The sequence below is a fragment of the Holdemanella sp. genome, from assembly GCF_056804935.1.
Genome location: NZ_DBMEXE010000027.1, coordinates 1 through 12,370, shown reverse-complemented (window position 1 = coordinate 12,370; position 12,370 = coordinate 1). Strand labels below are relative to the sequence as shown.

The window sequence follows — 12,370 nt, the reverse complement described above, 5'->3', positions numbered from 1 at the left end:
CATTTTGAAGGGTACTCAACGATAAAAAGGATACAATCTGAAGCACTAGAAATAAACACACTAAACTTACTTCACTCGCATACCCATTAATAGAGTTCAAAGTCATAGGTTTTATTCTTCTTTTTGAACCAAACATAATATCCATCTTCTTTCTTATAAAATATAGCCTCATCAATTTGTTCCATATAGATTTCATAGCCAGGACTCTTTACAATGCGATGCTTATCAAAATACAAGACTTTCTTTTCATGATTTAAAATATAACTTAGACAGTCCGATTCTATTTTCAAATCATTTGATTGTGCAAGTTCTCTTCTTAATTGTAAAACCGCAAATTGATTCTGCGTATCCACATCCATATGGGCAAAGTGCAAAGCACAACGCATAAGCATACAGCCTAATAAGCTGACTAAACTTGTGATAAACAATGCCAACAAAGCTTCAATCAGAGTAAAACCATTTCTTTTCAATTTTTTCATCAATCTTTAGATTCCTTTGGAAATATAAAGTATAAATACCATTCAATATAAGACTTGCACAAACCAAAATCACAAAGAACGCAAACAAGGCATCTTCGAGTAAAAAGCCATTATTCTTTTTCAAGACGAACCCTCCCAGCTCCAACCTGGAAAACAAGTTTCATTTGACTCGATGCATTTTGACAATGAAGTGACATAGCCTTAGACATGTTGCCCTTGGCATTGTAGTAAAAAGATACATGATCACACGCAATATCATGTGGTATTCCATATTCAACTTCATCCATATAGATCGAATCACCAATTTCAACATACACTTTTCGATGTTTTACATACGCTTTTTCCTGCGCCGTAATACATAGAGTCTGCAGATTTTTCATAAACACATATAAAGAAGAGTGCATCTTTGTAGAAAGCCCAAATCCAAGCATAGAAACAATAAGCAGCACCACTAACATTTCAACAAGGGTAAATCCATTCTTATTGGGATACGGCTTGCCCATCTACGATCACCACTTTACTATGATCCGGACATGTATCCTGTCCTTTTTTTAAATAACCAAAATCAATCAATTCCTGCACGCTGGTTGGCGTTTCTAATTGATCGATTTCATACAACATGATTTGCGAGTTGACAATTTCAAGTAAAGCTTCACACCCCTTATTACGAATGATTTTTTCTTTTTGTTGAATATTTGGAAGTGTGATCAATAAAAGTAGCGCAACAATTAACATCACAATCATCATTTCAAGTATTGTAAAACCATTTTTCTTTTCCATTTTTCTTTCTCCTTTTAGAATTGATTTAACATATTGAGTGGCATCATCATAATTTGATAGACAATCAAAACTAAGATTCCAATACTCATATACGAAAACAATTGAATACCCGTCGATATCTTCTTGACAGACTTTTCTAGATCTAGAATGCATTTCTTCATGTACAAGTCAAAAAAGACGTGCATTTGGTTGCTCGTTAAGGCATAGACCAACATCTTTTTAAAATCCGAATCAAACACTTCGATTTCTAGAAAACTTTCTTCTAGACTCTTTCCATGTTTTAAATATACAAGAATTTCATTTGAAACCTTTCCAACAACACTAAAATCCATACACGCTAATGTTTCTAAAATTTCCTGTGTCGAAGTATAAGACTTGTCTAAAGCTTGATACATACATACAAATTGGAGCGATATCATTTTTTTCATTAACTGAAATGGACATTTCATTTTCGAATTGTATTTATAAAACAATACATAATAAAGAAACAAATAGAAGATCATGGATAGAATCGCAAATCCAAACCCCCACTTTAATAGATGGATAAACACAAATACCATTCTATTTGAAATGTAGTCTTTCATTTGAGCAAGGACATAGTCTGAAAAGAATAGAATCATAAAGAACGCAAAGATCAATAAAAAGAACGGATAGCTAATCTTCTTTAAAAGTGTTTCAAAAAAAGTATTCGAACTTTTCTCAATTTTATTTACGCAATCCAACGCATCACTTAAATTTAATTTTCCAGATAGAATTCGCAAATATTTAAAATACAATTTCTTTTGATTTAGAGTAAATATTTCTTGAAGACTCATCCCTTCTTTTAAATACGTTATGATTTCTTCATCCTTTTTAAACGTTAAATGAATCAATGTATCTAATGGCAAGCCTTGATTCATCAACATCGCAAATTGTTCAATTTCATCCCGATAAACTAAGACTATCGTATTTTGCCTGGGCATCCACGATATATCCTTTTTCAATACCTTCTGTAATCTTTTTAGATAAAGTTTTAAATTCTTTTGGATACCTTCCGTGTTCCAAGACATACTGCAACGTTTTTTGATCCATGATTTCATAAACACATACCTTAGAGTCACCTCTAGAATATAGGCGTTGCGAAATAATGGCCGTACAAACACTAGCCAGATCTTTCTTAGATACACCTAGATCTTCAAGACGACGAATACACTCCTTTCCATCTTTGGCATGAATACTCGTAAAAACAAAGTGACCGGTTAAACTCGCTCTCAAGACCATCTTTGCGGTATAGCTGTTCCTTGTTTCACCAATACAAATGATGTCAGGATCATGCCGCAACAATTGTTCAATACCGACATCATAGGTAAATCCCATACTTTCATTGATCTGCAGCTGCAAGTAAGAATCATCCTCAATCTCAATGGGATCTTCAAGACTCACCACTTTATGCTTCTTGGTTTTGGCAATCTCATGAAGCAAGGCATGTAGCGTCGTGGTCTTTCCACTATTGGTAGGACCTACACTGATGACAAGGCCTTGTCTTAATGGCACAAGTGAATTGAAAAAATGCGTATCTTCTTTCCATAAAGATAAAGCATTTAGTTCAATCGCATGCATCGTATTCAACATTCGAATAACACCCGTTTGCACGTTATGATTATTCAGCATACTGAAACGACAAAAGATTTCGTGATTATGAAGTAAAATTTTGAATTGGCCACTCTGTGGAACATATGGACTGGTAAGATCCATTCTAGAAATGAACTTGAGATACTCAAAGAATGCGGGCTGCCAAATATCTTGGTAGACATCTAACATATCATTTTGCGTTCGAAGTTTAATCTGAAGTTTTTGATTCTGTACAACAAAATGAATATCACTTGCCTTTTTTTCAATCGCATACGCAATGAGATCTTGTAATAAATCATCCATTTTTTATCACCCCTTCTCATATACGAAAAAAAAAGCAGAAATTCTAATAAATTTCTGCATATTTTAAACTTTCGTTCCATTTTTTCTCTTGCGATAAAGAAGTGGATGGGCCATGACCTGGATACACTTTATAATCCTTGTCTAATTGAACCAATTTTTTTAGAGATTGTTTCATACTAGATACAGAGCCTGTTGCCAAATCCATTCTTCCAATAGATCCTTGAAATAAAACATCTCCAGTAAATAAACAATCTTTAATTTTTAATACAGTTGAACCGATGGAATGTCCTGGACAATACATGGCTTCTATATCAAATCCTGCAATGGTGTTCTTTCCTTCTAAAATGGGTTTACATTTTGCGACACATGTAACATCCATATAGAAGGCAGAAGATGAATTTAAATCAGGATCTTGAAGAAAATCAAATTCATTGGGATTTAAATACACATCGCAATGGAATGCATCCACAATCTTATCTACGCCTGAAATATGATCAAAGTGAGCATGTGTTAAAATAATGGCTTCTAGAGTGCATTCATTTTCTTTTAAAATAAATTCAAGGTTTGGATACATATCTGCAGGATCAATCAAGATAGCATGATGATTTTCCATCACCAAATAACAATTCGCCTGTACAGGTCCTAAGGGTTGTTGAAGTACTTTCATAGTCTAATACATAAAAAAGACCGAATAAAACGGTCTTTCTTACTTTTTCTCCTTATGTTCAGTCTGCTGATTGCATTTTGGACAATATTTTTTAACAGTCATACGTTCAGGATGTTTTTTCTTATTTCTTGTACCAATATAATTTTCTTCACCGCAAACAGAGCACTTAAATGTAATACGATCTCTCATGTTCAGTCCTCCTCACATTAGTAATTACTAGTTGATTCTAGCATAACTTACAAGTCAATTTCAAGTCATTTTCAAAATTTTAACTTGCTGGATACAATTCAAAATATTTTTTTACCACTTCTGGCATAACAGCCGTTGTACAAATGTTTGGTGCAACGCTCTTAGTATTCATTGAAGAAGTCGGTGCCAAGCACGCAAAAGACATCGTTGGAGACGAACTTGGTGCATATCCAACTAGGTTTGCGGTTGTATAGTCGTCAACTTCTGCTGTACCTGTTTTAGCCGATACTTCCACGCCAATATCCTTTAGCTCATCCCCACAATAGCCAGAAGATACACAGGCTCTAAATCCTTGTTGCACACGCTCTAAATATTGTGCATTCTTTTCAGGTAATGTAGATTTAATTTTTTTGCCATTACTCACAACTACTTCACTCGAATTGACTTCTGTCGCATAGGCCATAAAGTGTGGTTCATATAAATTACCGCCTGAGGCAATGGTTGTACCATAAGTTGCCAATTGAAGTGGTGTATACATATCAAACTGACCAATCGAATAGTTTAGTAACATACCTGGTTCAGAACCATAACCCATATAAGAGCTCGATTCATTTGGCACATCCACACCCGTCTTATTGCCTAGGCCAAACATCGAATAATAAGAACGCATTAAATTTAGCGTACCTTGAAGGTCTGCCACAGCTAATGGTTCTTTTTCTACATAACTTGAACCGGCTAAACGAATGGCTACATTAAACATATAAACGTTACTACTTACTTGTAGTGCAGATACATCATCAACAGGTCCATAGTCTTCATACGAACCAAATTCCTGACCACCAATATTCATAACTTTATCGACAATCACTTCACCTGGACTTACGACATGTTCACTCTCACCCATATAGACAGTAGCCCCTTTGATACAAGATCCGGGGTTCACTAAAGACATATAGTTACCAGAGGCAAAGTAGGTCATTTCTTTGGTATCTAGATCCATTTGATAGCCAGACATCGCAAGTACCGAACCATCTTTTGAATTTAAAACAGTCGTAAATAAAGATTGGAAGTTTTCACGATTTTTCGTACCCCCATTCTCACTCAAAGTATTCTTTAATACATTATCTAATGTAGATTGAAGATCTATATCAATTGACAAATGAATGTCATATCCTTTTTTGGCTTCCTGGATCACTTCTTTTTGCGCTAGCCCCTTTGAATCATAGGTGATCTTGGCAATTTCTGGAGTTCCTGCTAGTAAGTCATTATATTGATATTCTAGGCCCGATTTTCCAACACTCGCATTATATTGATAACCTTTAGACAGATAATAACTGGCAAGTTCACTTGGTAATCCTTGGGTGCTTGTAGTAACACTACCTAAAACGTCGGATAAAGATTCGCCATATGGATATTCGCGTTTCCAGCCTCCAAAATCAACGTCAAAACCAGGAAAATCCGTTTTATGTTCCACTAAATACGCGACATCATCATCACTGACATCTTCCAATACAACATTTTCTTGACCTGTACTTTGGTTGGCCACCATCCTTTGGTAGATGACACACATCTTTAGATCAGCCTGAGACATTTCTCCAATTTGTTTCTTACCAATACGATTCATTAAAATTTGATATCTTTTACTTTCAGCATCATCACCCCATGCCCCATTTTTATATTGTTTCAATTCTTTAGCAGTCAATAAATGATTGGCGGCATATTCACTATCACTAGGTGATAAGAATGATTTGTATGTGATATACGCTTGTTTTTTATCTTCATCCGTAAAATCTTTAGCACTGACACTGAAGACTTTTACAATACGCTTGGCATACAGTTCATAGTCATCTTCATCAAAATTATTGGGTGAAGTAAAAACGATATTGTGACTGACTACTGTTTTAGCTAAGATTCTTCCCTTACAATCATAAATCTGGCCTCGAGGTGCCGATGTATATTGTTTGATGGACGTATAGTCTTCACGCTTTGCGGTATAGTCATTATATGAAATGATCTGCAGATAAAACAATCGTAAAAAGATGACCAAGAAACACACGACTATTGTGAGTGTAAGTATCAATATACGATTGGAAATGACTTGATCAACAGATACATTTTGATTTGCCCTTTTCAATGTTTTTCTACTCTTTTTCAATTGGATCCCCCTTTGTACGAAACAATATATATTATACACGTTTCCAAGATGAAATGGAAAAAAAAGAAGGAATGGCGTATACTTTAGTCATGGAGGTTGTCTATGAAAAGAACAGAAACTCGTCAAGTAAAAGTAGGAAATCTTGAAATTGGACATAATAATCACGTCATTATTCAATCTATGTGTAACATAGAGACTAAAAAGGCCGATGAAGTTGCCAAACAAATTTTAAACCTAGAAAAAATGGGATGCGAATTGATTCGTGTCAGCTGTATGGATATGGAGGATGCCAAAGCCATTAAAGACATTAAGAAACAAATTCATATTCCATTAGTAGCCGATATTCATTTTGATTATCGTTTAGCCTTGGCATGTATTGAGGCAGGCGCAGATAAGATTCGTTTAAATCCAGGTAATATTGGGGCTAGAGAAAATGTAGAAAAGGTTGTGAAGGCGTGTAAAGAAAAACACATTCCGATTCGTATTGGAATCAATGGTGGTTCTTTAGAAAAGGATATTCACGAAAAATATGGTAAGCCAACAGCCCAAGGTATGATTGAAAGTGCTAAAAGACATGTACAAATTCTAGAAGATCTCGATTTCTATGATACGGTATTATCTTTTAAATCTAGTGATCCATTACTTTGTATTGAAGCCTATCGCTTGGCTGCCCAAACCTTTGATTACCCACTACACTTAGGTGTAACCGAAGCTGGTACTACAATGACAAGTGCCATTAAGTCCAGCTTAGCTTTAGGTACATTATTAAATGAAGGTATTGGAAATACGATTCGTATTAGTGTGAATGGGGCTCCTGAAAAAGAAATTCCAATTGTCAAAGAATTATTAAAAGATTGTAAATTGATTCAAAACGTACCGAATCTAATCGCATGTCCAACTTGTGGACGTACACAATGGGATATGGAGCCGGCCGTAAATGAAATTGAAAGCTATCTTCAAACCGTCAACAAAGATGTCACAGTCGCCATCATGGGATGTGCTGTCAATGGTCCAGGAGAAGCAAAACATGCCGACATCGCCATTGCGGGCGGCAAAAAAGAGGGGTTATTAATCAAGAAGGGTAAAATCATTGAAAAGATTCCTCAAGAACAAATTGTGGCTCGTTTAAAGGAAGAAATTGATAAATTTTAAAAAATCTCAGCGCAAAGCTGAGATTTCTTCTTTATAAGGCGCCTTTCCATCAATAAAAGGTGTCTCTAATATTTTTGTGACATGTTCTAATTTAGGATGATGCACAATGGAGTGCAATACATCAAAGCCTATATAGCCTTTGCCTAAATTTTCATGCCGATCCTTATGTGCACCGAGTGGATTCTTAGAATCATTGATATGCATACATAAAAGATTCTCTAAACCTAAAATAGAATCAAATTGATCTAAAACTTCATCAAAATGCGTAATATCATACCCGGCATCCCAAATATGACATGTATCCATACAATAGCCAATACGCGATTTTTTATGGATTCCTGCATAGATCTTGGCTAACTGTTCAAAGGTAAAGCCACACTCATTCCCTTTTCCAGCCATCGTTTCTAGGGCAATCTTAACTTCTGTATCATCATGATCTAACACTTCATTTAAACCATTGATAATCCATTCAATACCTACATCCATACCCGCTCCTACATGACTTCCTGGATGCAGTACAAGTGTTTTTGCACCAATTTGAGAAACACGCTCTAACTCCGTCTTTAAAAAGTCTTGACCAAACTGGGCTGTTTCTGGTTTTAGAGCATTAGCCAAGTTAATGATATACGGTGCATGTACAATCACGCGATCGATAGAAAAATTGTGTTCAGCCATATAGTCTTTGGCTTCTACTATCTTTAATTTAGATACGTCCACACGACGCGTATTACTTGGAGGACCCGTATAAATCATACAGGCATTCGCTCCATAGGATAGTGCTTCTTCAATAGCACCTTTAAAGTAATTTGGAGCTTTAAAAGATACGTGACTACCTAAATAGATCATACGTCCATTCCTTTTTGGCGTTGTCTTTCTTTCGCACGCTCTTTTTGTTGGCGCTTAATATCCGACTTAATCATTTCACGACGCTTTCTACGTTTCATACGATCAATTTCCTGGCGTTGTCTTTTCTTATAGTTTGGTTTTACTTTCTTTTTCTTGTGAACGATTTTTTCCACTTCCTCATGGAATTCATCCTTTTTCATAGGACGCTTGTTCACATATGGTTTCAAATCTACAAATTGTTTATTCTTTACATCCTGATGTTCAAATTCAATACCTTGTTTGATTAATGACTGAATTGATTTCGTATCACTTTCTTTATATAAAGCGATACATTGTCCATCACGACTCGCTCTTCCGGTACGACCTGCACGGTGGATGTAGAATTTTAAATCTTTTGGGAATCCACAACTAATAACGTGCGTAATTCCTTCTAAGTCAATTCCACGACTGGCAATATCGCTGGCGACAATGTAGCTTTTCTTCTGGCTTTGAATCATTTTAATGGCCTGCATACGTGCACGCGATTCAAGACCTGAGTGAAGTTCGACTAGATCATAACCATTTTCACGCATGGTGTTCGCAATATTTTGGGCTTCTAGCGTAGTATTCGCAAAAATCAAACATACATAAGGTTGAATACATGGAAGTACGTCTAAGATCTTTTGTTCGTAGCTCTTATGCTTACAAGGAACTAAAATGTGTTTTACATCACTTTGGAAAGCTTCTTCCTTTTTGATTTCAATAAATTCTGGATCATATAAATATTTCTTTAAGAATGGTTGTAAAGATTCTGGAATGGTTGCCGAGAAAACCATCATTTGAACCTTCTTATCCATCTTCGATAGAATTTCATCAATATCTTCTAAGAAACCAAATTCTAATGTCATATCCGCTTCATCGATTACGACAATTTTAGCCGTATCCAAACGCAAGACATTATCTTTAATAAACATGTCTTTCATTCTTCCAGGCGTACCAATGACGATTTGTGGCTGCTTTTCCATTTGTGTCACTTTTTCCATACCACCTGTGACTAATTTCACGCGTACATTAAAGTGTTTGGCAATCTTACGACAACGATCATACAATTGGTATGCAAGTTCTCTAGTTGGAGCTGAAATAACAGCTTGTACGCAGTCTTGATCAAAGTCTAGCATCTCAAAGATAGGCATAAAGAAAGCGTGTGACTTTCCTGATCCTGTACTTGATACACCAATGATATCTCTATTTTTATTTTTACGATTTAACACCTGTTCTTGAATCGGTGTTAAAGTTTTAAAATGTTCTAAATCCATTATTTCTTGAATACGATTATTCATAATTTTCACATCCTTTACTTTAGTATTATCCCAAAATTCTTCCCATTTTACAAATACAAAAAATTAGGGCATAATGTATACATGGAAACACAAAATATCATTATAGTCAAGCCTCAGGGCTATTGCGGTGGGGTTTTAAAAGCCATTGAAACCGCCAAAAAAACAAGAATTCAATATCCAGATCAAAAGATTACCATATTGGGTAATCTAGTGCATAATCAATATGTCAAAAAAGCGCTTCAATATTATTCCATTGATACCATTGAAGATAAGACAAAGACACGCGTGGAGTTATTAGATGAAATCCATGAAGGCATTGTGATCTTTACAGCGCATGGCGTCAGTCCTAAAGTCTATGAAAAGGCCAAAGAAAAAGGATTGATTTTGGTGGATGCGAGTTGTCCATTTGTACTTCAAACACAAAAGATTGTGAAGCAATATTTAGATGAAGAGTATACCATTTTCTATATTGGTAAAAATAAACACCCCGAAGCCGAATCGATTTATACAATGAGTGAGCATGTGCATTTGATTGAGCCACATAAAGAGATTCCTAAAGTGAGTACTTCAAAGATCTTTGTGACAAACCAGACTACGATGTCAATCTATGAATTGAAGGATACGTTTGAAAAGATTAGACGCTTATACCCGAATGCCCTCTTCCACGATGAGATTTGTAACGCTACGCGTGTTCGGCAACAAGCTATCTTAGATTTAAAAAACGTCGATTGTTTGATTGTCGTAGGAGATCCAACAAGTAACAACTCGCAAAAACTTGTTGATATTGGAAAACAGGCTGGCATTGAACATGTCTTCTCGATTCAAACGGTCGAAGATATTGATAAGAAAGATTTTGAAAAATATACTACGATTGCGATTACGAGTGGTGCAAGTACGCCTACGTATTTAACGAATCAAGTCAAAGATTATTTATCTTTCGATATGGAAAAGCCAAAAATCCGTATTCAGGAAATTCTCTGAGTACGGATTTCTTTTATATATTCAATTTTTTCAATAAATTCAGGCTTATTGACTTTGGAAAGAATATTTTTATACTTATTCTCTTCAAAATCTAAATACGCTGCATATGTTTCATCAATAAGCATGTTTACACCAAAGTAAAGTTGGGATGTAGAAACCTCTTGTTCCTTATCTTCGCAAACACAATCAAGAATAGGATAGTAGTGTCCATGATCATAAATCATTTTTTCTTTCACAATATGAATGTGATGATCGTGTAAATATTCTCGTAAGGCAAAATCATCTTTATGACAAGATAATAGAAGACGTAAACCACGATACAAATTTCCCTTTGATAGGATATCGATAATGAGTTTTCCTCCCATGCCACAAATAATGATTTGGTCTACATCGCTTTCTAAGCCTTGAATGCCATCTAATAATCGACAAGATACCAAATCGGATAAGTGATTCTCTTCAATCGTTTTCTTGGCATTATCTAATGGCCCTTGTGCCACATCACAGGCATAGCCTTTTTTAGATTGATGATTCAGAATGGCGTTGCAGACAACGTAGGCATGATCACAGCCAATGTCCGCAATGCACTCTCCATTCACCCATTCTAATATTTCTTGAATTCGATTCGAACAAGGTATCATTATTTTACGAAATCTCTTAAACGCTTGCAGCGATTTGGATTTTTCAATTTACGTAATGCCTTGGCTTCAATCTGACGAATACGTTCACGTGTTACGTTAAATTCTTTACCAACTTCTTCAAGTGTACGAGTTCTTCCATCTAACAAGCCAAAACGCAAACGCAATACTTTTTCTTCACGTTCTGTAAGACCTTGTAGAACGGCATTGATTTCGTCTTTTAATAATTGGTTGTTTGTATAATCATCTGGAGACAATGTATCTTTATCTTCAATGAAGTCACCTAAGTGAGAGTCGTCTTCTTCACCGATTGGTGTTTCTAGACTGACTGGATCTAATGCAATCTTTTGGATTTCACGAACCTTTTCCGCTGAAATATTCTCCATCTTTTCGGCAATTTCTTCTGGTAATGGATCACGACCTAAATCTTGCACCAATTGACGTTGAATACGTGTTAGTTTATTGATCGTTTCAACCATGTGTACGGGAATACGAATGGTACGTGCCTGGTCTGCGATTGCACGTGTAATAGATTGACGAATCCACCATGTCGCATATGTTGAGAATTTGAATCCTTTTGTGTAGTCAAATTTTTCAACAGCTTTGATTAGACCACAGTTTCCTTCTTGAATCAAATCCAAGAACAACATGCCACGTCCTACATATTTTTTAGCGATTGATACAACCAAACGAAGGTTTGAAGAAATCAACGTTTGTTTGGCTTGTTCACCATCCGCAATGACTTTTGCGAGTTTCTTTTTCTCTTCATTACTTAAATCAGGGTTTTTCATCGCTTCTTTGGCTTCTTCCCCTTCTTGGATCTGACGAGCAATGATGGGCTCTTCTTTTGGATCCAACAATGGAATTTGACCAATTTCTTTTAGATACATCTTAACAGGGTCATTGATTTTGGCATGGGATGCATTGGCGAATGTTTTTTCCAATTGCGAAATTTCTTCCGCAATCGAATCTTCTTCGTCCAAATCCTCGTCGCTTAGATCATCGTCTAAGACTTCATCCTCATCTAATTCTTCCCCATCGATAAATTCGATTAAGTTTTCGTCGATCCAGTTATATAGATCGTCCATTGTATCATCATCTAAATTTAAAGCACTTACCGCATCTAAGAATTGTTTTTGGGAAACATCGGCATTTTCCTCTTTACTCTTCAGCAAGAATTCTTTTGCCTCTTCTAAGCTTGTAAACTTTAATTTTTCATTTGCCATACTTTCATCCTTCCTTTCGATGTAAGA

At 35.7% G+C, this 12,370-nt stretch carries 15 protein-coding genes; 2 read left to right on the top strand and 13 right to left on the bottom strand.

What is annotated here, in order from left to right; genetic code table 11:
- Positions 1-86 precede the first annotated feature (86 nt).
- The 9 genes from ACZQCL_RS02545 to ACZQCL_RS02505 form a co-directional block, all read right to left on the bottom strand.
- Positions 87-479 carry a prepilin-type N-terminal cleavage/methylation domain-containing protein gene (locus tag ACZQCL_RS02545; protein WP_154555198.1) on the bottom strand — a complete coding sequence of 131 codons (393 nt, stop codon included), beginning with the start codon at positions 477-479 and terminating at the stop codon, positions 87-89.
- Positions 442-603 (bottom strand): hypothetical protein, encoded by a 162-nt coding sequence (locus ACZQCL_RS02540; protein ID WP_158567574.1) that lies wholly within the window; start codon positions 601-603, stop codon positions 442-444. Before ACZQCL_RS02540 ends, ACZQCL_RS02545 begins: the two co-directional genes overlap by 38 nt.
- A complete protein-coding gene (locus tag ACZQCL_RS02535) occupies positions 590-982 on the bottom strand; it encodes a prepilin-type N-terminal cleavage/methylation domain-containing protein (protein ID WP_482481778.1) in 393 nt (130 codons plus the stop codon). The genes ACZQCL_RS02540 and ACZQCL_RS02535 overlap by 14 nt, the downstream gene beginning before the upstream one ends.
- Positions 960-1,259: a competence type IV pilus major pilin ComGC gene (comGC, locus tag ACZQCL_RS02530; RefSeq protein ID WP_117571621.1), complete on the bottom strand. Its 300-nt coding sequence runs from the start codon at positions 1,257-1,259 to the stop codon at positions 960-962. The genes ACZQCL_RS02535 and comGC overlap by 23 nt, the downstream gene beginning before the upstream one ends.
- 14 nt (positions 1,260-1,273) lie before the next feature.
- The gene (locus ACZQCL_RS02525; RefSeq protein WP_482481777.1) at positions 1,274-2,221 is read right to left on the bottom strand and encodes a hypothetical protein; all 948 of its coding nucleotides are present in this window, start codon (positions 2,219-2,221) and stop codon (positions 1,274-1,276) included.
- Positions 2,181-3,173: an ATPase, T2SS/T4P/T4SS family gene (locus ACZQCL_RS02520; RefSeq protein WP_333881672.1), complete on the bottom strand. Its 993-nt coding sequence runs from the start codon at positions 3,171-3,173 to the stop codon at positions 2,181-2,183. Before ACZQCL_RS02520 ends, ACZQCL_RS02525 begins: the two co-directional genes overlap by 41 nt.
- A 43-nt stretch (positions 3,174-3,216) precedes the next feature.
- Positions 3,217-3,840 carry an MBL fold metallo-hydrolase gene (locus ACZQCL_RS02515; protein WP_418273083.1) on the bottom strand — a complete coding sequence of 208 codons (624 nt, stop codon included), beginning with the start codon at positions 3,838-3,840 and terminating at the stop codon, positions 3,217-3,219.
- Positions 3,841-3,879: 39 nt separating this feature from the next.
- Complete coding sequence (gene rpmG, locus ACZQCL_RS02510; RefSeq protein WP_003864966.1) at positions 3,880-4,029, bottom strand: 50S ribosomal protein L33; 150 nt, start codon at positions 4,027-4,029, stop codon at positions 3,880-3,882.
- Between the two features lie 79 nt (positions 4,030-4,108).
- On the bottom strand, positions 4,109-6,184 hold the full coding sequence (locus ACZQCL_RS02505) for a peptidoglycan D,D-transpeptidase FtsI family protein (protein ID WP_482481776.1): 2,076 nt from the start codon (positions 6,182-6,184) through the stop codon (positions 4,109-4,111).
- Positions 6,185-6,286: 102 nt separating this feature from the next.
- Between ACZQCL_RS02505 and ispG the strand changes: the two genes are divergently transcribed.
- On the top strand, positions 6,287-7,336 hold the full coding sequence (gene ispG / locus ACZQCL_RS02500; protein WP_337531744.1) for a flavodoxin-dependent (E)-4-hydroxy-3-methylbut-2-enyl-diphosphate synthase: 1,050 nt from the start codon (positions 6,287-6,289) through the stop codon (positions 7,334-7,336).
- Between the two features lie 6 nt (positions 7,337-7,342).
- Here ispG and ACZQCL_RS02495 read toward each other — a convergent pair whose 3' ends face one another.
- Positions 7,343-8,182, bottom strand: coding sequence for a deoxyribonuclease IV (locus ACZQCL_RS02495; protein ID WP_482481775.1), 840 nt, complete (start codon positions 8,180-8,182; stop codon positions 7,343-7,345).
- A complete protein-coding gene (locus tag ACZQCL_RS02490; protein ID WP_227991821.1) occupies positions 8,179-9,501 on the bottom strand; it encodes a DEAD/DEAH box helicase in 1,323 nt (440 codons plus the stop codon). The genes ACZQCL_RS02495 and ACZQCL_RS02490 overlap by 4 nt, the downstream gene beginning before the upstream one ends.
- Before the next feature lie 81 nt (positions 9,502-9,582).
- Here ACZQCL_RS02490 and ispH point away from each other — a divergent pair, with 81 nt between their 5' ends.
- The gene (gene ispH / locus ACZQCL_RS02485) at positions 9,583-10,482 is read left to right on the top strand and encodes a 4-hydroxy-3-methylbut-2-enyl diphosphate reductase (RefSeq protein ID WP_482481774.1); all 900 of its coding nucleotides are present in this window, start codon (positions 9,583-9,585) and stop codon (positions 10,480-10,482) included.
- Here the strand turns inward: ispH and ACZQCL_RS02480 are convergent.
- Both ACZQCL_RS02480 and rpoD read right to left on the bottom strand, forming a co-directional pair.
- Positions 10,467-11,120, bottom strand: a complete 654-nt coding sequence (locus tag ACZQCL_RS02480) for a tRNA (adenine(22)-N(1))-methyltransferase (protein WP_331865780.1) — start codon at positions 11,118-11,120, stop codon at positions 10,467-10,469. The two genes, ispH and ACZQCL_RS02480, sit on opposite strands and share 16 nt — an antisense overlap.
- Positions 11,120-12,343 carry an RNA polymerase sigma factor RpoD gene (rpoD, locus tag ACZQCL_RS02475; protein WP_482481779.1) on the bottom strand — a complete coding sequence of 408 codons (1,224 nt, stop codon included), beginning with the start codon at positions 12,341-12,343 and terminating at the stop codon, positions 11,120-11,122. Before rpoD ends, ACZQCL_RS02480 begins: the two co-directional genes overlap by 1 nt.
- Positions 12,344-12,370 lie beyond the last annotated feature (27 nt).